The organism is Methylobacterium indicum, from assembly GCF_001043895.1.
GTDB lineage: Bacteria > Pseudomonadota > Alphaproteobacteria > Rhizobiales > Beijerinckiaceae > Methylobacterium > Methylobacterium indicum.
The window spans coordinates 20,883-43,641 of sequence record NZ_JTHF01000207.1; the positions used below are offsets into that span (position 1 = coordinate 20,883).

General features: G+C 70.3%; 19 protein-coding genes and 1 riboswitch. Of the genes, 6 read left to right on the plus strand and 13 right to left on the minus strand.

Annotated elements, in window-relative coordinates:
• The first annotated feature begins 96 nt into the window (after positions 1–96).
• On the plus strand, positions 97–975 hold the full coding sequence (gene yghU / locus QR78_RS23050) for a glutathione-dependent disulfide-bond oxidoreductase (protein WP_048429920.1): 879 nt from the start codon (positions 97–99) through the stop codon (positions 973–975).
• Positions 976–1,114: 139 nt separating this feature from the next.
• Here the strand turns inward: yghU and QR78_RS23055 are convergent, their stop codons facing one another.
• The 12 genes from QR78_RS23055 to QR78_RS23110 all read right to left on the minus strand — a co-directional run bounded on the left by QR78_RS23055 (position 1,115) and on the right by QR78_RS23110 (position 13,411).
• Complete coding sequence (locus QR78_RS23055) at positions 1,115–2,116, minus strand: DUF6925 family protein (protein ID WP_082171769.1); 1,002 nt, start codon at positions 2,114–2,116, stop codon at positions 1,115–1,117.
• Complete coding sequence (locus QR78_RS23060) at positions 2,070–2,909, minus strand: ABC transporter ATP-binding protein (RefSeq protein ID WP_048429921.1); 840 nt, start codon at positions 2,907–2,909, stop codon at positions 2,070–2,072. The genes QR78_RS23055 and QR78_RS23060 overlap by 47 nt, the downstream gene beginning before the upstream one ends.
• A complete protein-coding gene (locus QR78_RS23065; protein ID WP_048429922.1) occupies positions 2,906–3,937 on the minus strand; it encodes a FecCD family ABC transporter permease in 1,032 nt (343 codons plus the stop codon). Before QR78_RS23065 ends, QR78_RS23060 begins: the two co-directional genes overlap by 4 nt.
• Entirely contained in the window at positions 3,934–4,791 is an 858-nt protein-coding gene (locus QR78_RS23070) for an ABC transporter substrate-binding protein (RefSeq protein WP_048429923.1), read from the minus strand. The genes QR78_RS23065 and QR78_RS23070 overlap by 4 nt, the downstream gene beginning before the upstream one ends.
• Positions 4,792–4,800: 9 nt before the next feature.
• A complete protein-coding gene (locus tag QR78_RS23075; protein WP_048429924.1) occupies positions 4,801–6,765 on the minus strand; it encodes a TonB-dependent receptor plug domain-containing protein in 1,965 nt (654 codons plus the stop codon).
• Positions 6,766–6,886: 121 nt separating this feature from the next.
• A riboswitch (cobalamin riboswitch) is annotated at positions 6,887–7,086 on the minus strand.
• 600 nt (positions 7,087–7,686) lie between these two features.
• Positions 7,687–8,442, minus strand: a complete 756-nt coding sequence (locus tag QR78_RS23080) for a Phenylacetic acid catabolic protein (protein ID WP_048429925.1) — start codon at positions 8,440–8,442, stop codon at positions 7,687–7,689.
• Positions 8,443–8,463: 21 nt separating this feature from the next.
• Positions 8,464–9,540, minus strand: a complete 1,077-nt coding sequence (locus QR78_RS23085) for a 2Fe-2S iron-sulfur cluster-binding protein (protein WP_048429940.1) — start codon at positions 9,538–9,540, stop codon at positions 8,464–8,466.
• 39 nt (positions 9,541–9,579) lie between these two features.
• Complete coding sequence (gene paaD / locus QR78_RS23090; RefSeq protein WP_048429941.1) at positions 9,580–10,122, minus strand: 1,2-phenylacetyl-CoA epoxidase subunit PaaD; 543 nt, start codon at positions 10,120–10,122, stop codon at positions 9,580–9,582.
• Between the two features lie 18 nt (positions 10,123–10,140).
• Positions 10,141–11,016 carry a 1,2-phenylacetyl-CoA epoxidase subunit PaaC gene (gene paaC, locus QR78_RS23095; protein ID WP_082171770.1) on the minus strand — a complete coding sequence of 292 codons (876 nt, stop codon included), beginning with the start codon at positions 11,014–11,016 and terminating at the stop codon, positions 10,141–10,143.
• Positions 11,016–11,300, minus strand: coding sequence for a 1,2-phenylacetyl-CoA epoxidase subunit PaaB (gene paaB, locus QR78_RS23100; RefSeq protein ID WP_048429926.1), 285 nt, complete (start codon positions 11,298–11,300; stop codon positions 11,016–11,018). Before paaB ends, paaC begins: the two co-directional genes overlap by 1 nt.
• 48 nt (positions 11,301–11,348) lie before the next feature.
• Positions 11,349–12,347, minus strand: a complete 999-nt coding sequence (gene paaA / locus QR78_RS23105) for a 1,2-phenylacetyl-CoA epoxidase subunit PaaA (protein WP_048429927.1) — start codon at positions 12,345–12,347, stop codon at positions 11,349–11,351.
• A gap of 194 nt (positions 12,348–12,541) precedes the next feature.
• The gene (locus tag QR78_RS23110; protein WP_048429928.1) at positions 12,542–13,411 is read right to left on the minus strand and encodes a PaaX family transcriptional regulator C-terminal domain-containing protein; all 870 of its coding nucleotides are present in this window, start codon (positions 13,409–13,411) and stop codon (positions 12,542–12,544) included.
• A gap of 577 nt (positions 13,412–13,988) precedes the next feature.
• Here QR78_RS23110 and QR78_RS34330 point away from each other — a divergent pair.
• A complete protein-coding gene (locus QR78_RS34330) occupies positions 13,989–14,216 on the plus strand; it encodes a hypothetical protein (RefSeq protein WP_125901081.1) in 228 nt (75 codons plus the stop codon).
• A gap of 767 nt (positions 14,217–14,983) precedes the next feature.
• On the opposite strand, the gene QR78_RS23125 is transcribed toward QR78_RS34330, so the two are convergent.
• Positions 14,984–17,275, minus strand: a complete 2,292-nt coding sequence (locus QR78_RS23125; RefSeq protein WP_244276419.1) for a TonB-dependent siderophore receptor — start codon at positions 17,273–17,275, stop codon at positions 14,984–14,986.
• A gap of 568 nt (positions 17,276–17,843) precedes the next feature.
• On the opposite strand from QR78_RS23125, the gene ytfQ reads away from it, so the two are divergent.
• The 4 genes from ytfQ to yjfF all read left to right on the plus strand — a co-directional run bounded on the left by ytfQ (position 17,844) and on the right by yjfF (position 22,714).
• A complete protein-coding gene (gene ytfQ, locus QR78_RS23130; protein WP_048429944.1) occupies positions 17,844–18,803 on the plus strand; it encodes a galactofuranose ABC transporter, galactofuranose-binding protein YtfQ in 960 nt (319 codons plus the stop codon).
• A 336-nt stretch (positions 18,804–19,139) separates the two neighbouring features.
• Positions 19,140–20,684: a sugar ABC transporter ATP-binding protein gene (locus tag QR78_RS23135; RefSeq protein WP_048429931.1), complete on the plus strand. Its 1,545-nt coding sequence runs from the start codon at positions 19,140–19,142 to the stop codon at positions 20,682–20,684.
• Between the two features lie 3 nt (positions 20,685–20,687).
• The gene (locus tag QR78_RS23140) at positions 20,688–21,695 is read left to right on the plus strand and encodes an ABC transporter permease (RefSeq protein ID WP_048429932.1); all 1,008 of its coding nucleotides are present in this window, start codon (positions 20,688–20,690) and stop codon (positions 21,693–21,695) included.
• The gene (gene yjfF, locus QR78_RS23145) at positions 21,692–22,714 is read left to right on the plus strand and encodes a galactofuranose ABC transporter, permease protein YjfF (RefSeq protein ID WP_048429933.1); all 1,023 of its coding nucleotides are present in this window, start codon (positions 21,692–21,694) and stop codon (positions 22,712–22,714) included. The genes QR78_RS23140 and yjfF overlap by 4 nt, the downstream gene beginning before the upstream one ends.
• Positions 22,715–22,759 lie beyond the last annotated feature (45 nt).

The following is a 22,759-nucleotide window of genomic DNA, read 5'->3' on the forward strand; positions in this document are numbered from 1 at the left end:
GCCCGGCCATGCTTCCGAGACGGATCTCCGGGCGACCCCCTCTCGCCGGGCCGGCGGAGCGCCTATCTGTTGCTTCGCAACATGGGAGAGCGCCCGATGAGCGATCGCACCGAGTACGTGCCCCCGAAGGTCTGGACCTGGGACAAGGAGAGCGGCGGCCGCTTCGCCAGCATCAACCGGCCGGTCGCGGGCGCGACGCACGAGAAGCCGCTGCCGGTCGGCCGGCATCCCCTCCAGCTCTACTCGCTCGGCACGCCGAACGGGCAGAAGGTCACGATCCTGCTGGAGGAGCTCCTGGCGCTCGGCCATGCGGGCGCCGAGTACGACGCCTGGCTCATCCGGATCGGCGACGGCGACCAGTTCGGTTCCGGCTTCGTCGAGGCCAACCCGAACTCGAAGATCCCCGCCCTCGTCGACCGGAGCGGCGCGACGCCGGTTCGCGTCTTCGAGTCGGGCGCCATCCTGACCTACCTCGCGGAAAAATTCGGCGCCTTCCTGCCGACCGAGCCGGCGGCCCGGGCCGAGACGCTGTCCTGGCTGTTCTGGCAGATGGGCTCGGCCCCGTTCCTCGGCGGCGGCTTCGGCCATTTCTATGCCTACGCACCGACGAAGTTCGAGTACCCGATCAACCGCTACGCCATGGAGGCGAAGCGCCAGCTCGACGTGCTCGACCGGCGCCTCGCCGAGCATGAATTCGTGGCGGGCAGCGCCTACACCATCGCCGACATGGCGATCTGGCCCTGGTACGGCGGGGTCGTGAAGGGCTGGCTCTACGAGGCGGCCGAGTTCCTCGACGTCCAGAGCTACCGGAACGTCCTGCGCTGGGCCGACCAGCTCCTCGCCCGGCCGGCGGTGCAGCGCGGGCGCAAGGTCAACCGCCTCACCGGCGACCCGGCCGACCAGCTCCACGAGCGCCACGACGCTGGCGACTTCGACACGAAGACGCAGGACAAGGTCGGCGGCAAGCAGGGGTGATGCGGGACCGGGCCGATCCATCGTGAGATCGGTCCCGCAGGGCAATCGCCCTCTCCCGGGACGGCCCCGCCGGGCGGGGAGGGGGCCGGGATCCCCGGACGGAGCGCCGGGGCATGGCCCGCGACGATCGGGAATCCGGTCAGGCGTGGAGGTCGGCGCCCTCGTCCTCCTCGTCGTCGGGACCGGTCTCGATGCTCTCGCCGCGGAGGGCGCGGGCCTGCGCCTCGGCCACCCGCCGGGCGCCCTGCGCGTGCCGGCCCGACACGCCGCCGTGATCCTCCGCCCCGTGCTTGATGGCGACCAGCGCCGGATCGCCCCAGCGCTCGAGCAGGACCTGGAACGCCGCCAGGCGCGCCGGATCGAAGGCGATGCGCCGCCCCTGCATGTCCTTGCAGGGATGGGCCGGGTGCAGGGCGGCGCAGGGCACGAGGCCGGCGGGGATCGGCGTCGTCGCCGAATGGGTCCGGCCGCTCCGCAGGAGCTTCGGCAGGACGTGGGTGTGCGGCCCCTCCGGGCTGGTGCCGCCGGCAGGCGGGATCGGGGCATAGACCTCGATGCGGCCGAACCGCGCGAGGAAGACCCGGTGCGGGCTCATGGCGACGAACATGGCGACGAGGCGCGGCCCGATCGGGTTGCCGGGCGAGAAGAGCGGCTGCCCGGCCCCCTCCCGCAGGCAGGCGATGACCTCGGGGTCGCGGCTGCGCAGGCAGGCGTCGACGGCGAGGAGGCCGAGGCCGAGATCGAACAGCACCCCGTCGCGATCCTCGGGGCGGGCCGCCTCGCGGTCGGGGCCGAGCTCCGTCACGACGCCGCGCCGGTTCATGGCGCAGGCCCCTTCGGGCAGGCAGAGCGCCACGGCGTGGTTCCAGCTTGAGGCGCTCGCCGTCTCGTAGGCGACCGGGCGCAGGTCGGGATCGGGCCGCATCGCGATGGCGCCGCGGGCCGTCGCCATCCCGAGGCGATCGTCGGGCAGGGCCGAGACCGGTTCGTCGGGATCGCGCATGAACTCCGCGATCGCCCCGAAACTGCCGAGGCTCCAGGCGGTGCCGGGATCGCGCAGGGCGTCCCGCAGCAGCGCCGCGACGGCGTCGCGGTCAGGAACGGTCCGGCGCTCGGACGGGGTCTGGGCCGGATGGGTCATGGTCGTCCTCCCGGGTATGCCCCGCGCGATGCCAGGGCAGGATGTAGGGTGAGCCGTCGGCATGGGTGCCGCGCAGGACCGCGATGCCGAAGGCCTGCCGCAGCAGCGGGTCCGTCAGGGCGAGGGCGGGCGCCGCGTCGGCGACGATCCGGCCCCCATGCAGCACCACGAGCCGGTCGCAGAAGCGGGCGGCCAGGGTGAGGTCGTGCAGGACCGCGACGATGCCGGTCCCGGTGCGGCTGATCGCCCGCAGGAGGTCCATCGCGTCGAGCTGGTGGGCCGGGTCGAGGGCGGTGATCGGCTCGTCGGCGAGCAGGATCTCGGCCTCGACCGCGAGGGCGCGGGCGAGCAGCACCCGCATCCGCTCGCCCGACGACAGGCTCGGCTCCGTCCGCTCGCGCAGGTGGGTGACGTCGACCCGCGCCATCGCCCGGGCGACCGCCGCGTGATCGGCCTCGCTCAAGGCGGCGAAGGCCCGGCGATGCGGCAGGCGCCCGAGGGCGACGACCTCCGAGACCCGCATCGGCCAGCCGATCCCGGCCGACTGGACCAGGAGGGCGAGGCGGCGCGCCCGCTCGTCCCGGGAGACCGCGCAGAGGGGCCGGCCGTCGAGGAGGACCCGGCCGGCAGAGGGCGGCACGAGGCCGGCCAGCGCGCGCAGGAGCGTGGTCTTGCCCGCGCCGTTCGGGCCGACGAGCCCGACGAACTCGCCCTCTCCCACCGACAGCGACACCCCGTCGAGGATGGGGCGGCCCTGCAACCGGACCCGGAGATCGTCGGCGGACACCCTCATCGGCCGTCCCCCCGCCGGACCAGCAGCGCGATCAGGAACGGAGCCCCGACCAGGGCCGTCACGACCCCGAGCTTCAGCTCGGGCCGCGTCGGAACGAGGCGCACGAGGAGGTCGGCGCCGAGCACCAGGGCCGCGCCGAGGAGCCCGCTCGGCCACAGGCTCGGCGTCGGCCGGGCCCCGACCAGCGGCCGCACCAGATGGGGAACGACGAGGCCGACGAAGCCGATCGCCCCGCTCACGGCCACGCCGCTGCCCACCGCGAGCGCCGCCCCGGTGACGATGCGGAGGCGGACCGAGACGAGATCGAAGCCGAGGCTGGCCGCAATGTCCTCGCCGAGCGCCAGGGCATCGAGGGCGCGGGCGGTGGAGAGCATCAGGACCCAGCCGATCGCCATCAGCGGCAGGCAGAGCCGGACGTGATCGAGGCTGCGGTCGGCGAGCGACCCCATCAGCCAGAACACGATCTCCAGGGCGGCGTAGGGGTTGGGCGCGAGGTTGAGGACGAGCGCCGTCAGGGCACCGGCGAGGCTCGACAGGCCGATCCCGGCGAGGATCAGCCCCTGCGTGCCGGTGCCGCGGGCGGCCAGCACGACGATGCCGAGCGCCGCGAGGGCGGCCCCAGCGATGCCGCCGAGCGGCAGGGCGAGCGCCAGGCTGCCGGCGAGCCCGCCATGGAACACCATCACCGCTCCGAGGGCGGCGGCCGAGGAGACGCCGAGGATGCCCGGATCGGCCAGCGGGTTGCGCAGGTAGCCCTGCATCACCGCCCCGGTCAGGCCGAGGCTGAAGCCGACGAGCGCGCCGAGGAGGGCGCGGGGCAGGCGCAGCTCCATCAGGACCAGGGCGGGAAGGGTGGGCCGGCCGGCCCACGCATCGCCCAGGGCGGCCGGGAGATCGAGGGCGGCGTAGCCGACCGCGACCGAAGCGAGCGTGAGGAGGCCGACGAGGAGGCCCAAGCCCGCGACGAGGCGCCGGCTGCGGGTCTGCGGCGTCATGCGTGTCACGGGGGGCGTCATGGGGGGCGTCATGGGGCGCGCTCCCTCGCCGCCGCCGCGAGCCGGGCGACGAGTTCGGCGATCTGCGGTCCGGGACAGGTCCACAGGCGGTTGGGAATCGCAACCATGCGCCCCTGCCCGCGCAGCCTCTCGAGGATCGGGTGGTGCAGCAGCGCATCGGCGAGGGACGGCGTGCCCGTCTCACTGGCGTCGACCACGACGAGATCGGCATCGGCCAGGGCCGCGGCTTCGAGCGGCACCGAGCCGGTCCGGTCCCGGCCGATCGCGGCGGCGACGTTGACGAGACCGGCGGCCCGGATGATCGCGTCGCCGAGAGTCCCGGGCGAGACCGTGAAGGCGTTCGGGCGCAGGACCAGGACGCGCAAGGAGCGAGCCGCCGGCACGACGTGCGCGAGGGTGGCATCGAGCTCCGCCACCATCGCTTCTCCGCGCTCCGGATGCCCGACGGCCGCCGCGACCTGGCGGATCTGGGCCCGCACGCCGTCGAAGTCGGCCGGCACGCCGAGTTCGAGCGGCGGGACGCCGATCCGCTTCAGGAGCCCGACCGTGGTGCGGGTGGTGAAGGCCCCGGCGACGACGAGGTCGGGCTTCAAGGCGACGATCTCTTCCGCCAGACCCCGTGTGACCGGCACCCCGGCGGCCTCAGCCGCCACGGTCGAGCCGCGGGAATCGCGCGCGAAGGCGGTCACCGCCGCGACCTGCGCCCGGTCGGCGAGCCGCAGCACGAGCTCGTCCGCGCAGAGGTTCAGCGAGACGACGCGCGACGGCCAGCCCGGCGCGGCCGGCTTCTCCCCGGCCGAGACCGGAAAGGCGGCGAAGGCGGCGGCCAGACCGGCCGCGGCCCCGAGGCGGCGCGAGGCCCGCATCCGCGCCCTCTAGAACGCGGTCACGCGCACGCCGCCATAGACGGCAAGGCCCGCGCCGAGGAAGCCGGTCGGGTTCTGATAGCGCTGGTCGAACAGGTTATCGATGCGGGCAAACAGCGTCAGGGTGTCCGAGTAGGCGTAATTGGCCGAGAGGTTGACCAGGGTGAAGCCCGGGTTCTTCAGCCGGGGCAGCGAGAAGTCGCGGTTACCGTCGACGAACGCGCCGATCGCCACCAGGGTGCCGGTGAGCGTGAGCTGCGGCATCGGGGTCCAGATCGCGGTGGCGCTGACCTTGTGCCGGGGCCGGCGCAGCAATTCCTGATGGGTGATCTCGTCCTTGGTGACGGTGTTGGTGTAGTCGACCCGGCCGCTCAGGGTATCGGTGAGCGTGACCGCAACGAAGCTCTCCGCCCCGTAGGCCACGGCGCGGCCGACATTCACGCTTGTCGAGAAGGTCGGGAGGTACGCGGTCTGGATCAGATTGCGGAAATCGGTCTCGAAATAGGTCGCGCCGACGAGCACCCTCTCGCCGAGGGGCTGCTCGAAGCCGGCGTCGAACCCGAAGCTCTCCTCGGGCCGCAAGGCCGGGTTCCCGAAGAACCGAAAGTCCGGATAATCCTGGTAGAGCTGGCTCAGGGTCGGCGGCTTGAAGCCGGTGCCGACGCTGCCCTTCAGGCGTGTCTCCGTGGTGGGCAACGTGTAGCTCGGCGCAATCCGAAAGGTGGTCGCGCCGCCGAACTGGTCGTTCGCGTCGTGGCGGATGTTGGCGACCAGGAAGGCGCGGTCGGTGATCGCCGATTGCAGCTCGGCGAAGCCGCCGGTATTCCCGTTCGATCTGTCGATGCCGGTGGCCTGGAAGCGCTCGTCCTCGCGCTGGGCCCCGAACAGCAGCCGGTGGCCGGGGGCGAGCTGGACGTCGCCACGATAGTCGAAGCGGGTGCGCTCGCCGAGCGTGGTCGAGGACGTCGGCGGCGCGAGCGGGTCGAGCGGTCCGGCGAACAGGCGGTCGAACGTGGCGTAGTTGGCCCCGAAGACGTTGTGGAAGCCCGGCAGCGGCGTCCACTCGGCCTCGCCGCGCATCAGGAGCTGCTGCTGGTCGTTGAGGTTGCGGTAGGGCGTCGGCCGATAGGGAAAGCCGCCATCGGCCTGATCGAGATAGGCGCTGTCGGAGAAGCGCAGCAAATAGTTCAGGCGGAAGGTGTCGGTGAGTTGCGCGCCGAGCTTGGTCGAGACGGATCTGATGTCGGTGAAGGCGGTGCGCAGCGGCACCCCGGGCGGCAGCACGTCGAACGGCGTGACCGGCAGATCGGCTTGGCGCAGGTGCTGCACGGAGAACGCATAGTCGACGATGCCCGACGCGCCCGACAGCCGGCCGCCCTGGTTGAACGTGCCGTACGATCCGGCCTCGGCAAACGCCGTGACCTTCGGCGGTCCCTCGCCGCGCCTAGTCACGAAGGAGATGACGCCGCCGATGGCGTCGGCGCCGTAGAGGCCGCTCTGCGGCCCGCGCAGCACCTCGAGGCGGGAGAGGTCCTCGGTCTGAAGCTGGCTGAAGTCGAAGGAGCGGTTCGGCGTCGAGGGGTCGTTGACGTCGATGCCGTCGATCAGGACCTTGACGTGGTTGGAGTTGGTGCCGCGGATGAACACGGAGGTCTGGCCGCCTGCACCGCCGGTCTGGACGACGGTGAGGCCCGGCACCTGCCGCAGGGCCTCCGGCGCGGTGCGGATCTGCTGGGCCTGGAGCACGTCCGAGGTGAGCACGGTGACGCTCGATCCCGTGGTGGCGATCGGCGTCGGCACACCCGTGGCCGAGACGGTGATTTCGGAGAGCGCGATCGTCCCGTCACGCGTAGGTGGGGCATCGACGAAGGGAGCAGCGACCTGCTGCGCGAGGGCGGGCCTGCAGAGCAGGCCGGGGATCGCGCAGGACAGCGCGAGCGCACGCCAGAGGGCGGGGCGGACGGGACGGGACACGGGCTTCGAGCCTCGGGAGACGGCAGTGGCACGTCACCGCGAACGAGGCCTCGACCGTCATCCCACAACGGGACAACGGCCTTCGGACACCCATCAGAACACCCCGTCTGACGCGTTTCGCGTGTGACCACGGCTGACGGCAGGTCTCCTGGCTCGCGGGTCAGTGCCTGCCACCGTCTTCCCAGGTGTGAGGCACCCAGTGACGTAAGGTGGTGGAAGGCTCGCCGCTCACAGTTGCGGGGGCAGCCGCGGATTCGGCTCGCGCCTCACCGCATTCCCTTTCTCGTCCCCCGAAAGGGAACCGTCACCCTCGTCCTCCCATCTCGTCCTCGGGTGGTCAACCGTCATTCCGACAGAACCGTGCCGTTGTTGCGCACGGGGCGCATCGTGCATCCCCTGCGAGATTGCGTCGATTCCGATGTCATGTCGCAAGGTTCGTGGGACGACGTCAATCATGCCGGACATGCCCACGGTCGACACATGGCGGGTTCGGAGTGTCTGTCGGCAGGTTCGGGCTTGGATCCTATCGATCCTTGGAAATCGGGTGTCGCCGGCCCCGCTCGCGCACGGGGTACGCGGATCCTGCGGCAAGGCCCGGTGTCGACCGGGAGTCGCATCCGGCCGAGATGGATCGTCCGCGGCGCCCGTTATTGTCCCACAGGCACCTTTCCCGTATCGGACGTTCAGGCCGATGCCGGGCCAAACGCATCGAGTTCCATAATCATCCTTATGCGAATGACCGATGGAGGGCGAGGCTGGAACGCTTCTGCTGACGCGATGAATGGCTTACGCTCCGGTTGTCCGGCGAGCGGGAGACCGTCATCGGCTGCTCAAACCCTCGGGCTCGGTGCTGCGGCCGGCTCGGGGGCCCCGCCCTTCCGTAATGTTCGCCGGATCGCCGATGCCGGGCCCGGCGTGCGGTCACGCCATGCCGAAGGCCGGCAGGAACGCGTCCATCTCCGCCGCCCAGGCGGCGGCCAGGTCCTCGTTCGTGCGGCGGCGCAGGCCGAAGCGGCGGAGGGTGTCGAAGCGGGCCGATCCTTCGCGGCCGAAGCTCGCGGCGATGCGCGGGCGCCAGAAGGCGACGCTCCGTCTCGCCTCCGCGCGTCCGCTCTCGGTCGCCACGATCCGGACCAGGCCTTCCTCGCCGAGCTCGGCGTGCCGCGCCTCGCGCGGGGCGATCTGGCGGAAGATGTCGGCGAGCGGCGCGTAGGACAGGTGCGAGAATTCCTGCAGCTGGACGCCGACGGCCCGGCCCATCAGCACGTTCATCACCACCGCGTCGACCCAGCCCTGCAAGGGATAGTGGAACACCGAGAGGCGCATGTCGGAGCGGTGGCGCGCCGTCCCGAGATCGGCGTCGCGCGGGAGGCGGGCCGCCCAGGGATGGTGCACGGCGTAGCGGGCGGTGTCGGCCCCGAAGGTCCCCATCAGAGTCAGCACGCGCTCGGCATGGTCGGTCTTCTCGAGCACGATCCGCGCGGCCGAGATCCGCGCCTTGAGGCCCGGTGCCTCGTTGATCATCGCGGCGAACCCGGCCGAGCCCGCGAGCTCGCTGTCGACGAAGGTCGCCATCAGCCGGAGCAGCTCGCCCCGGTAGCGCGGCGGGACGTTGGACGGGTTCGTCAGGACGCCGCCCTGCCGGAGATATTCCTCGATGTCCATCGTCTCCGGCACGCTGTCCTCCCGGCCCGTGATCTACTGGTCGAAGCTCACGACGAGCGTGTCCGTCGTCGGATAGCACTGGCAGGCCAGGACGTAGCCCTGGCGCACCTCGTAATCCTCGAGGGCGTGGTTCGCGAGCATCTCGGCCTCGCCCTCCAGCACCTTGGCGCGGCAGGTCGAGCAGACGCCGGCCTTGCAGGCGTAGGGGGCGTCGATGGTGTTGGCGAGCGCGGCATCGAGCAGGCTCTCGCCCTGCTTCGGCATCCGGAACGTGCGCGTCGCCCCGTCGAGGGTCACCGTCGCCTCGCATTGCGCGCCGGCGACCGAGGCCGCGCTCGACGCCGCGCGCGCCCGGGCCCGGCCGGGCTGGCCGGAGGCGAAGAGCTCGAACTTGATCTGCGCGTCCGACAGCCCGTGCTCGCGGAGCGACGCCGCGATCGCCAGCATCATCGGTTCGGGCCCGCAGATGAAGGCAGTGTCGACCGAGCCGATATCGATCCAGCGCGAGAACAAGGCGGCGCATTTTTCAGCGTCGACCCGCCCGGTGAACAGGTCGATCTCCTGGGTCTCGCTCTCGAGGACGTGGACGATCGAGAGCCGGCCGAGATAGGTGCTCTTCAGGTCGTCGAGCTCCTCCCGGAACATGATCGAGGAGATCTGCCGGTTGGCGTAGACCAGGGTGAAGCGCGCGTGCGGCTCGCGCGCCAGCACGGTCTTGAGGATCGACAGCAGGGGCGTGATGCCGCTGCCGCCGGCAAAGCCGAGGTAGTGGCGGGCCGTCTCCGGCTCGATCGGCGTGTGGAACGCCCCCATCGGGGGCATCGCCTCGATCACGTCGCCGGGCTTCAGCTCCTGGTTGGCCCAGGTCGAGAACGCCCCGCCCTCGACCCGCTTGATGCCGACCTTGAGGGCGCCCTCGTCCCGGCCGGCGCAGATCGAGTAGGAGCGGCGCAGCTCGATGCCGTCGAAGGCGCGCCGGAAGGTCAGGTACTGGCCCTGCGTGAACGCGAAGGCCTCGGCGTCGCCCTCGCGCGGCTTCAGGGTGAGGACCACCGCGTCCCGGGTGTCGCGCCGGATCTCGGCGACGTCGAGGGGAAAGAAGCGTGCCATGGCGGCCAGCACTCGCAGGTTGGATCGACCCCGGACGGGTCAGATGCACTTGAAGTAGTCGAACGGTTCGAGACAGTCGGTGCAGCGCCAGCTCGCCTTGCAGGGGGTCGAGCCGAACTGGCTGACGCGTTCCGTCCGGTTCGAGCCGCAGCGCGGGCAGGCCACGGTGAGATTCGAGCCGCCGGTGAGCCGGCCGATCCGCCCCAGCAGCCGGCCGTCCGCCGCCGTCCCGTCGATCGGCGGGGCGATGCCGTAGGCCCGCAAGGCCTCCCGGGCCTCCGCGGCGATCCAGTCGCTGGTCCAGGGGGGCGTCAGCGACCGCTCGATGCGCAAGCGCCCGATCCCGCGGGCATGCAGGGCCTCCTCGATCGCCAGGTTGATGACCGCGGTGGCGGGACAGCCCGAATAGGTCGGCGTCACCGTGACCACCAGGGTGTCGTCCTCCCAGGCGAGGTCCCGCACGATTCCGAGATCGACGATCGAGATCACCGGGATCTCGGGATCCGGCACCTCGGCGAGCCAGTCCCGGATCGTTCCGATCTCCGGACGGGCCTGCGTCTCCGCAGGGGAATGGGCTGTCACGGACGCCACGGCGGCCCCCTACCAGGTCGCGCCCGGATAGGCGCGCTGGAGGAACTGCATCTCGGCGAGCATGCGCCCGAGATGCTCGGTGTGAATGCCGCGCCGCCCGCCCTTGTGGGCGAAGGTCCCGTCCGGGACCCGCAGCGTCGCCTCGGCGAGGATCGGCCGCACCGTGGCATCCCAGGCGGCGCGCAGGCTTGCCGGATCGGGCGCGATACCGGCCTCGGCCAGGACGGCGTCCACGGCGTCGCCCAGGAAGAGCTCGCCCGCATAGGGCCACAACACGTCGAGGGCGGCCTGCATCCGGCGACGGCTCTCCTCGGTGCCGTCGCCGAGGCGCACGACGAGGTCGGCCGACTTCTCGAGGTGGTAATGCGCCTCCTTCACCGCCTTCGCGGCGATTCCCGCCACGCGCACCTCGGTCGAGGCGGCGAGCGCCCGCAAGGCCTCGACGTGCCAGGCATCGAACAGGAACTGGCGCATCAGCGTGTGGCCGTAATCGCCGTTCGGTAGCTCGACCAGGAGGACGTTGCGGAACTCCCAGACGTCGCGCAGGAAGGCGAGGTCGTCGGCCTTGCGCCCCCTGCCCTCGACCTCGCCCGCGAGCCCGAGCCAGAACTGGGTCTGCCCGATCAGGTCGAGGGCGATGTTGGCGACGCCGATATCCTCCTCGAGCGCCGGGCCGTGGCCGCACCATTCCGACAGGCGGTGCCCGAGGACGAGAGTGTTGTCGCCCATACGGGTCAGGAACTCGACCAGGGCGGCCCGGGTCGGTTCATGAACCGGCTCACGCCCCACCTCATCGGCCGGATCGTCGGGGGCCGGACGGGCCGCGGCTGCGGAGGCCGCGAGGGCGGCGGCGTCGCGGGTCATCACGTCGGGGAGGGACGGCATCACATGTGCCCCACGTCGCCCGGGATGTCGTAGAAGGTCGGGTGGCGGTAGACCTTGCTGTTCGAGGGCTCGAAGAGCGGGCCCTTGTCGCTCGGGCTCGACGCCACGATGTCGCTGGAGCGCACCGCCCAGATGCTCACTCCCTCGTTGCGGCGGGTATAGACGTCGCGGGCGTTCTTGATCGCCAGTTCCGCGTCAGGGGCGTGCAGGCTGCCGACATGGCGGTGGTTCAGGCCGTGCTGGCCGCGGATGAAGATCTCCCATAACGGCCATTCGCTCGACATGCCCCGCCTCCCCGATGCGTCTTGCTGGTTGGTGTACGCCCGTCGCGGTCACTCGGCCGCGACCGCCATCCTGGCGCGGACCGCCTTGTCCGCATGCGCCTTCAGCCCGTCGCGGAACCAGGCGCCGTCCTCCCAGGCCTTCACCCGGGCGCCGAGCCGCTCGCGGTTGCACGGGCCGTTGCCGGCGATGACCTCGAAGAACTCGCTCCAGTCCGGCTCCGAGAAGTCGTAGCCGCCCTTGTCCTCGTTCCAGCGCAGCCCCTCGTCCGGGACCGTCAGCCCGAGGCGCTCGGCCTGCGGCACGGTCTGGTCGACGAACTTCTGGCGCAGCTCGTCGTTGGTGTTCATCTTGATCCTCCAGGCCATCGATTGGGCCGAATGGACCGAATCCTTGTCGGAGGGGCCGAACATCATCAGCGCCGGAAACCAGAAGCGGTTGAGCGCATCCTGCGCCATGTGCTTCTGGGCCGGGGTCCCGCCGGCCATCTTCGTCATGATGTCGTAGCCCTGGCGCTGGTGGAAGCTCTCCTCCTTGCAGATGCGGATCATCGCCCGGCTGTAGGGGCCGTAGGAGGTCCGCTGCAGCGGCACCTGGTTCATGATCGCCGCGCCGTCGACCAGCCAGCCGACCGCGCCCATGTCGGCCCAGGTCAGGGTCGGGTAGTTGAAGATCGACGAATACTTCATCTTGCCGGCGTGGAGCAGCTCCATCAGCTCGTCGCGGCTGACGCCGAGCGTCTCGGCGGCGCAATAGAGGTAGAGGCCGTGGCCCGCCTCGTCCTGCACCTTGGCCAGCAGGATCGCCTTGCGCTCCAGCGTCGGGGCGCGGGTGATCCAGTTGCCCTCGGGCAATTGCCCGACGATCTCGGAATGGGCGTGCTGGCCGATCTGGCGGATCAGGGTCTTGCGGTAGCCCTCGGGCATCCACTCCTTGGGCTCGATCTTCTCGCCGCGGTCGATCCGCTCCTGGAAGGCGCGCTCCTCGGGTGGCATCTCGTCGAGACCGCGGACCTGGGTGGCGTCGGTCTTCACCAGCTGCGCGTACATGCCGGGTCTCCTCCTGCCGCGTCGCGGGCCGGCCGGCGGGGCCGTACCCGGAGGATGCCGGCCCTCGCCCGGGCACGTCGCCCAGTCTGTTGGCACTAATCTGACAGGCGAAGCATCACACTTCAAGAGCCATTATCGGAAAATGTGTGATGCTTTGCGGCGCCGCTTCGCGACGGCCGTCCGATCGCGGGAAGTCAGGCGCCGTCGCGGATCCGGGCGAGGGAGGCCAGCCGGCCGAGCGTGTCGGGCGTCTCGGGCGGCAGCGCGTCGCTCCCGCTGAGGAAGTGCCGCCCGACGTGACGGTCGGCGGCGGGGGAGAGGCGCAGGTAGAGGTCCGCGAAGAGCCGGCGGGCGCGATGACCGCTCCAGGTCTCCGGCAGGGTGCCGGCCGGCAGGCGCGGGTCGCGCAGGGCGACCTGGCGATAGGCGTGAACGAGAAGAAGCCGCAGCTGCAGGGCTTCGGCATCGGCGAGGCGAAGCCCGGCATCGAGCGCGTCCGTGACGCCCCCGAAGGCCGCCAGGACGGCGTCGTAGCCCGCCGCCACCGCCGCGAGGTCCCAGTGCGCGGCGACGAGACGCTGCAGCATCGGGAGCGGTGCGGTGGTGCCGGCCTCGAACGTCACGTGGGCCGGGTCGGCGGGCCGGTCCCGGGCCGGGCCGAGCCACCAGTGGGGAGCGAGCCGCACGAACCCGTCCCGGTCCAGGGCCGGACTCGTCTCGCCGGCCTCCTCGGCCCCGAGCCAGACGAACCGCCAGCCGGCGTCGGGCTGCGGCTCGAACAGGGTCCGGGCGGCGGCCAGGAACTCGCGCCGCGCCGCCTCCGTGAGACGGTAGAAGCTGCGCCGTCCCTGGCGCTCGCCGGCGAGCTGCCCGGCGGCCACGAGCCGCGACACGGCGGTGCGCACCAGCGTCTCGCTGAGGCCGAGGGCCCCGCAGGTCTCGATGATGGAGCCCATCCACAGCTGGCCGCCGCGCGGCTCGACGACGTCGCCGTAGAGGGTGACGATGACGCTGCCGGCACGCAGGGGGATCGCGTCGACGAGGTGCGGGAGCAAGGCTTCCACTCGATCCTCTCCCCGGGCCTCTTCCCGCTTCTCCCGGTCGCGATCCGCCGAGGATCCGTGCGCGTCGCTCACGCCGCCTCTCCATCCCGGGCGAGCGCGGTGCCGCCATCCGTCCGCCGTCCCCGCCCGGCCGTCGACCGGACCGGAACGGGCATGGCGGCTTATGGCCAAACCCCCTGCCGCACAACCGGGGGGGGCGGAGCGCCCGATCCTGCTACCCGGGGCGGGACGCCGGCGTGGAAGAATGATCGGGTCCGGCCCCGAACGTCGGGCGTCGTCGTTCGTCCGCTGATCGGAACGAAGCCGAGGCGGTGACCGCGAGGGCGATCTCCCGGCCTGCCGGTCCTCCCGACCGAGGGGACGGGTCGCTCGCGCATCGGCCCGGGCCTACGAGTTCGGCTCGACGCCGCGCAGCCAGGTGACGTCGGGCGTCTACACCTCGACCGAGTCCCCGCCCTACCAGCACATCCCGCTTCACAACGAGCAGGCCTATGCCCGCGACTGCTGGCGCTGACGTCGCTGTCCTTCGACATCGCCGTGCTCGAACTCCTCCTGCCGCTCACCGTGGGCGCGCATCGTGCTCGCCTCGCGCGCGCAGGCCCGCGACCCGGACGCGATCGCGGCCCTGGTGCGGGACGAGACGTCGACGTGGTGCAGGCCACCCCCAACGACCCGGCGCCCGCTCGGCGGCGGGCGGGTCCTGCCGGCGTCGTGCCGGCGCTGGTGCGGCGGGGAGGCTCTGGCTCCCGACCTCGCCCGGAACCTCGCCGGATCGGCGGGGCCGGTGCGGGCCTGGACCCTGTAGGGCCCGACCGAGACCACCGTGTGGTCGGCCCGCGCGGATGTCGAGCCGCACGTCTACCTGCAGGGCGTCTCGGAGGCCTTGCCCGGGCTGAGCGACACCCTGGTGTCCGTCCTGGCGGTGCGGTCCGACGAGATCTCGCGCTCGCTCAGCGACGGGGTGCGGCTCGCCGACGCCAGAGATCAGGGCCCGGCGCGGCACAAACGCCCGGTCGCGCAGATGCCCCCGCGAGTCTCCTCGCGGGGGCTGTCACGCCGGTTCGCGACCGACAGGTGCATCGGCTTCCCGCGTCGGCAGCAGGACTTCCGGTTGAAGTCTAAATTCAAGGAGAGGTGGGGATTTTTTCCTCTCGCCGCGGGTGCAGGACTGTTCGGGGCAGAAATGGCGCGTCTCCCCTCTCCCGTATGCGACAGGGGCCGGGGGATCGAAGACCCCGCGTGAGGGTGATATGGTTCTCAATCAGAGCCTGTTTGATTTGCACGACAGTCTTGACGCCCTACTTGTCATTCCAGGACCGCGAAAGCGGAGCCCGAGATGACGATGAGGGTATGAAGACTGTCGATCAGGTCAAGCGGGCTCTCAGATTCGGAGCGTCGTGCTCGCAGTGGGCCGGCTCAGTCGTCTTGCGGCACCGTCTCCACCCTCACCCCTCTCCCTCCCCGTCCCCCTCTCCCATACGGGAGAGGGGGACCCGGGCTCTGATTTCAACTGGTTTTCCCCCGGACAGCCCTGCACCGATCGCGATCGATGCAGGGCGGAGGCCGCGATGCCTACCAGCGATAGGTCAGCGTCCCGAACACGCTCCGGCGGAAGCCCTCGAACACGTAGCCGGTGTAGAAGCCGGAGGTGTAGTAGCGCTTGTCGAACAGGTTCGTGGCGTTGACCGACAGGGTCGCGCCCTTCCAGTCCGGGTTGATCCGCGCGAGGTCGTAGCTGAGCGAGGCGTCGACGACGGCGTAGGACGGGATGGTGTCGACATTGGTCGAATCCGTCCGCGCGCTGAGGTAGCGCACGCCGGCCCCGGCCCGCAGCCCGCCGAACGGCGATCCGAGCGGGAAGGCGTAGTCGGCAAAGAGCGACACGGTGTTGGCCGGGGCATTGGGCAGGCGGTTGCCGATGAGCCTCGGATTCGTGTCCTTCGTCACCTTGGTGTCGAGATGGGCGTAGCCGAAGATGACGTTGAAGCCCTCGAACAGGCTGGCCTTGCCTTCGAGCTCGAAGCCCTTCGCCACCGCCTCGCCGGTCTGGACGAAGAAGCCGGGATTGAGCGGATCGGCGAGCGGGATGTTGGTCTGGGTGATGTCGAAGTAGGAGGCGGTGAAGAGCGCGTTGGTGCCGGTGGGCTGCCACTTCACGCCGCCTTCGATCTGCTTGGCCTCCCGCGGGTCGAGGGCCGCCCCGCTGGCGCGCTGCCCGGCGATCTGCGGGTTGAAGGAGGTCGAGTAGGACATGTAGGGCACCACGCCGCCGTCGAACTCGTAGCCGAGGGCGACGCGATAGCTGAGCGCCGAGAAGTCCTGCTTGCTGACGGTCGCCCGGTTCGCAGCGGCGAGCGGCAGGTTCGGGAAGCTGTTGACGGTGTCGATCTGCTGATCGACCCAATCGTTGCGCACGCTTCCAGTGAAGATGAAGCCGTTCCACTTCATCTGGTCCTGGAAATAGGCGCCGATCTGCCGTTGCGAAGCGCGCGTCGCGATGTTCGTCCGGTTAGGGAAGCTGAAACTGTCATTGTAGACTGGGATGTAGAGGTCGATCAGACGGGTTCCGGCGGCCAGCGGATAGCCGAGCGGGAAGGTCCGGGCATCGTCGCGGTGGTAATCCTGGACATCGATGCCGAAGACGACGCTGTGCGTGATGCCGAAAGTGCCGAACTGGCCCTCGACGTGGTTGTCGGCCAGGATGCCGTAGCTCGATTGCCGGCGCAGGTAGGGGACGACCGCTTCCGAGAGGAAGCCCGGCGGCGTGAAGCCCGGCACGGCACCGACGACGTCGGCCTTGGTCGAGGTCTCGTAGATCCGGAACGCCGAATGGACCAGCCAGCCGGGCGCGAAGGAGTGATCGAGGATGTACCCGATCTCCTTGTTTTCGAGCAGGAAGGTGTTGAAGTTCGGTTGGCCGACGAAGACGTTCGGTTGATAGAAGCCGCGGGCGCTCGGGATGATCGAGCCGATGATCGGCAGGCTCTGCTCGGAGCCGCCACCGCGGAACTCGGCGTATTTGGCGAGCACGGTGAGCGAGGTGTCGGCGTCCGGCCGCCAGGTGATCGCCGGGGCGAGGAAGGTGCGGTCGTCCGGCGTGTAGCGGACCTGGGTGTCGGAATTGCGCACCAGGCCGGTGATCCGGTAGGCGAAGTCCGGCGCTCCCTGGACCGGCCCGGACAGGTCGAAGCCGGCCTGGATCCGGTTGCGGTTGCCGCCCTGGATGAAGACCTCGTTGAACGGGGTGAAGCTCGGGCGCTTCGAGACAAGGTTGATGATGCCGCCGGGCTGGCCGGCGCCGTAGAGCACCGAGATCGGGCCCTTGATGACGTCGATGCGCTCGTAGGCGTAGGGCTCGACGTTCTGGTCGAACGAGTTGAAGCCGTAGCGCAGGCCGTCCTCGTAGACGTTGTCGAAGTTGTTGGCGCCGTAGCCGCGCAGCACGAAGGTCGGTCCGCCCTGGCCGGCCGGATAATCGACGCCCTGGACGTTCGGCGTGTAGGCCACCGCGGTGTTGAGGTCCTGCACGCCGCGGACGTCGAGCTCCTCCCGGGTGATGACGCTCACGGTCGCCGGCGTCTCGAGGATCGAGTCGTTGCCCTTCATGCCGGCCGTCGAGCGGGTCGCGACGAAGCCGTTGGTCCCGAAGGTCGGGTGCTGGGCCGCGACGGTGATTTCGTCGAGGGAAATGGCGCCCCCGTCGGCCGGCTGGGCCGGGGACGGCGTGTTCGATGCCCCGGGCGGTTTCGAGGCCTGGGCCTGGGCGTCGCGCAACCCGGCTGCGAGGCCCGCGATGGCAACTCCCGTCACGAGAGAGGCGCACAGGCTCAGGCTTGCACGATCGGCCAACTGGGTCCAACGCATCGAATAGCCCCGGTAGAAGTGACGATGGGCCCCATCCTTCATGAACGTCAGGGAGAGGCATAGGATCGATTATGGGGCCACGTTTTCGACTGCAATCTCCTGAAAATTTGTAGATTTAATTTATTATAGATGAGAATGAATTAAAATAACTGTCGATCCCCCCAAGCTTCGATAAAAGCATCGTCTTCGGCAAAAATTTTAAATTATCTAATTTAAATTAGAGTATCGATCAAAGGGATTCGCCGTGGGAAAGTGTCCATTTTGCAACAATTTGCGAAGGTGTCTAACACGCGACTCAATCAGTCGCGATCATCTGTAGCGTGTGTCGCTCGTCACGTGGGGAATCGTGACGTCCGCCGCGTCGGGCGCCGGCTGCGCCGGAAGCCCGTGAGAAACGGATGCCCCCTGTTCGTTCGGTCGGTCGATCAACCGGAACCTTCCCCAGCGAACCTCCGACAAAAATCTTACAATATGACTATTGCGTCCGGATGGGGGCTGCCGCATGTTCGAGTCACGCACGCAGATGCGCCGAAAAACATCGAGGGAGACGCCCATGCTCGCTGCCAGGATGCATCGCCTTCTTCTGGCCGCCACGGTCCTCACGGCCATGGCCGCCCCGGGCGCTTCGGCCGCCGGCCTGACGGTGGGGTTCTCGCAGATCGGGTCCGAATCCGGCTGGCGCGCCGCCGAGACCTCGGTCACCAAGTCGGAGGCGCAGAAACGCGGCGTCACGCTCAAGATCGCCGACGCCCAGCAGAAGCAGGAGAACCAGATCAAGGCGATCCGCTCCTTCGTGGCGCAGGGCGTCGACGCGATCTTCCTGGCGCCGGTGGTGGCGACGGGCTGGGACGCGGTGCTGAGGGAGGCGCGGGAGGCGAAGATCCCGGTCGTGCTCCTCGACCGCGACATCGACCCCTCGGGCAAGGACCTCACCCTCACGGCCGTCACCTCCGACAGCGTCCACGAGGGCAAAGTCGCCGGCGAGTGGCTGGCGAAGACCGTGGGGTCGAAGCCCTGCAACGTCGTCGAGTTGCAGGGCACGGTGGGGGCGAGCGTCGCGACCAACCGCAAGAAGGGCTTCGAGCAGGCGATCACAGGTACGCCCACCATCAAGATCGTGCGCAGCCAGACCGGCGACTTCACCCGCTCCAAGGGCAAGGAGGTGATGGAGAGCTTCATCAAGGCCGAGGGCGGCGGCAAGGCGATCTGCGCGGTCTACGCCCACAACGACGACATGATGGTCGGCGCGATCCAGGCCATGAAGGAAGCGGGCTTGAAGCCCGGCCGGGACATCCTCACCGTCTCGATCGACGGCGTGCCGGACATCTTCAAGGCGATGATGGCCGGCGACGCCAACGCCACCGTCGAGCTGACTCCCAACATGGCCGGCCCGGCCTTCGACGCCGTCATCGCCTACAAGACCAAGGGCACCGTCCCGCCGAAATGGATCCAGACGGAATCGAAGCTCTTCACCGCCGCCGATAACCCGCAGGCGGTGTATGATTCGAAGAAGGGGCTTGGGTATTGAGGCGAGTTTTGCTCGGGGCTCTCGATTAAAATTTAGGTTTATATCCGCCGTCCCGTTCGGGCAGAGCTGTCCAGAGACAAGGATGGCACGGGTTTCTCCCTCCCCCCCTCTGCGGGTGAGGGTGCCCGGCTGCGATTGCGAAGCAATCGTGCGCCGGGCGGGAGAGGGGGCGACGCTTCCGGAGAAGTCGCGACCGCGATGACGGGCGCCAAACCCGGCATCGTCGCGCTGCCCCTCTCGGCGGGACTTCGTCCCGCTGCGCTCGCTGACGCTCGCCACCCTCCCCCCGCAGAGGGGGAGGGAGAAACCCGCGCTATACTTGTCGGGATCGACTGCATGTCTTCGGCACACAGTAACGATGCGCCGCTTCTCGCGATCCGCGGGCTCACGAAGAGCTTCGCGGGCTTCCCGGCGCTGCAAGGCGTGGACTTCACGCTCGAGGCCGGCGAGATCCACGCGCTGCTCGGCGAGAACGGTGCCGGCAAGTCGACGCTGATCAAGACCGTGACGGGGATCGTGACGCGCGATGCCGGGACGGTGACGCTCGACGGCACGCCGATCGCGCCGCGCTCCGGCGAGGCGGCGCAAGCGGCCGGCCTCGCCACCGTCTACCAGGAGGTGAACCTGCTGCCGAACCTCACGGTGGCGCAGAACCTCTTCCTGAACCGCGAGCCGACCCGGTTCGGCCTCGTGCGCCACGGCGAGATGCGGCGGCGCGCGGCCGCGATCCTCGCCGGGTTCGACCTCGCGATCGATCCCGGCACGCCGCTCGGCGACCATTCGGTCGCCGTGCAGCACCTCGTCGCCATCGCCCGCGCCGTCGACCTGTCGGCCCGGGTGCTGATCCTCGACGAGCCGACGGCGAGCCTCGACGCGCACGAGGTCGAGATCCTGTTCCGCGTCATGCGCCGCCTGGCCGCCAAGGGGCTGGGCATCGTCTTCGTCACCCACTTCCTCGATCAGGTCTACGCCGTCACCGACCGGATCACGGTTTTGCGCAACGGCCGACTCGTCGGTTCCTGGGCGACCGCAGACCTTCCGCGCATGAGGCTGATCCAGGCGATGCTCGGGCGCGAGCTCGGCGAGGCCACGGCCGAGGCGGCGCCCGCCGACCGGCACCGATCCGGCGCCACCGAGGGAAGCGAGATCGCGGTCTACGAGCAATTCGGGAAGCCCGGCTATGTCGCGCCCTTCGACCTGACGCTCCGGCGCGGCGAGGTCGTGGGCCTCGCCGGACTCCTCGGCTCGGGCCGCACCGAGACCGCCCGCCTCCTCTTCGGCGCCGAGATGGCGCAGACGGGCCGGGCCCGCATCGACGGCGCGCCCGTCCGGCTGCGCACGCCGCGCGACGCCATCCGCCACCGCTTCGGCTACTGCCCGGAGGAGCGCAAGACGGAGGGCATCATCGCCGAGCTGTCCGTTCGCGACAACATCGTCCTGGCGCTCCAGGCCCGGCGCGGGCCGTTCCGCCCGATCCCGCGGCGGGAGCAGGAGGCGCTGGCGCGCCGCTACATCGCCATGCTCGACATCCGGCCGCCCGACCCGGAGCGCCCGATCGGCCTGCTGTCCGGCGGCAACCAGCAGAAGGCGCTGCTCGCCCGCTGGCTCGCCACCGAGCCGCAGGTGCTGATCCTCGACGAGCCGACCCGCGGCATCGATGTCGGGGCGCATGCGGAGATCATCCGGCTGATCCGGCAGCTCTGCGATGGGGGGCTCGCCCTCGTCGTCATCTCCTCGGAGCTCGAGGAGATCGTGACTTACGCCGACCGGGTCGTGGTGATGCGCGATCGGACCCAGATCGCCACGCTCGAGGGTGAGGCCGTCGACGTCACCGCCATCCTCAAGGCGATCGCCGGCGACGAGCCCGCGGAGGCCGCCTGATCGATGCAAGCCCCGTCCCGTCGCCTCCCCGCCCTTCGCCTGCCCCGGCGCGGTGCCCCGCAGCTCCTCGCCTTCGCGGCGATCCTGCTCGTCGACTGGCTCGTCTCGCCGCAATTCTTCGACCTGCGGATGCAGGGCGGGCGGCTGTTCGGCAGCCTGATCGACGTGTTCAACCGGGGCGCGCCGGTGGCGCTCCTGTCGATCGGCATGGTCCTCGTCGTGGCGACCCGCGGCATCGACCTGTCGGTCGGCGCCGTCATGGCGATCGCCGGCGCAGTCGCGGCGAGCCTCGCCGACACCCACGCCCTGCCGGTGGTACTGGCGGCATCGCTCGGCGCAGGCATCCTGTGCGGGGCCTGGAACGGGTTCCTCGTCGCAGTGCTGGGCATCCAGCCGATCATCGCGACGCTGATCCTGATGGTGGCGGGGCGCGGCATCGCGCAGCTCCTGACCGAGGGGCGCATCGTCACCTTCAGCGCCCCGGGGCTCGCTGCCGTCAGCAACGGTGCCGTTGTCGGCCTGCCCGCCCCCGTCGTCCTGACCGTGGTCGTTCTCGCCGTCACGGTGCTGGTCGTGCGCGGTACGGCGCTCGGCCTCCTCATCGAGGCGACCGGCGCCAATGCGCGGGCGAGCGCGCTGGCCGGCGTCAGCACGCGCACGACGACGCTCGCGGTCTATGTCTGGAGCGGGTTCTGTGCGGCGCTCGCCGGCCTCGTCACCACCGCCGACATCCTGGGGGCGGACGCCAACAATGCCGGCCTGTGGCTCGAGCTCGACGCGATCCTGGCGGTGGTGATCGCCGGCACCTCGCTCATGGGCGGCCGTTTCAGCGTGCCGCTCGCGGTGCTCGGCGCCTTCATCATCCAGGCGATGAACACCGGCATCCTGCTCTCCGGCTACCCGCCGGAGCTCAACCTTCTCGTCAAGGCGGTCGTGGTCCTCGCCGTGCTCCTCGTCCAGTCGCCCCGGCTCGCCGGCCTGTCCCTGCTGGTCCGGCGGAGGACGGCGTGACCCGATACCTCCCCGTCCTCGCCACGGCCCTCGTCTTCGCGGCGGCCTACGCGCTCTGCGCCGTGCAGTTCCCGGCCTTCCTGTCGACGCGCGTCGTCGGCAACCTCCTCACCGACAGCGCCTTCCTCGGCATCGTCGCGGTCGGCATGACGGTGGTGATCGTGTCGGGCGGCATCGACCTGTCGATCGGCTCGGTGATCGCCTTCACGAGCGTCTTCCTCGCCCTCGCGATCGAGCGATGGGGCCTGCCACCGCTCGCCGCCTTCGCCCTGGCGCTCCTGATCGCCGCCGCCTTCGGGGCGGCGATGGGCTGGATCATCGCCGCCCTCGACCTGCCCCCCTTCATCGTGACCCTCGCCGGCATGTTCCTGGCGCGGGGAGCGAGCTTCCTCCTCTCCACGGAATCGATCCCGATCACCGCGCCGTTCTATGCGGCGGTGGGCGAGGCGAGCCTGCGCCTGCCCGGCGGGGGCCGGCTCACCGTGGTGGCGGCGATCATGCTGGCGGTCTTCGTCGGCGGCGGCCTCCTCCTCCACCTGACGCGCTTCGGCACGGCGGCCTACGCGCTCGGCGGCAACCGCGTCTCGGCCCGTCTCATGGGCCTGCGGGTCGGCGCGACCACGATCGCGATCTACACCCTGTCGAGCGTGCTGGCGGGGCTCGCAGGGATCGTGTTCTCGCTCTACACCTCGTCGGGCAATTCGCTCTCCGCGGTCGGGGTCGAACTCGACACCATCGCGGCGGTGGTGATCGGCGGGACGCTGCTCACCGGCGGGCAGGGCCTGATGGTCGGCACCTTCCTCGGGGTGATGATCCAGGCCTTGATCGGCACCTACATCACCTTCGACGGCACCCTGTCGAGCTGGTGGGCGAAGATCGCCACCGGGGGCCTGCTGTTCGTCTTCATCGCGCTCCAGCAGGGCCTGTCCGCCCTGGCCCGGCGGCCCCGCCCCGCGGGCCGGGTCCCGCCCCGTCCGGCCTCGGCGCCGGCCCCGTCTCCCGCCCGCGCGCGGCGCTGAGCGGCGGCCGGATCGCCGCCCGCCGGGGGGATTCGGAAGAAAATG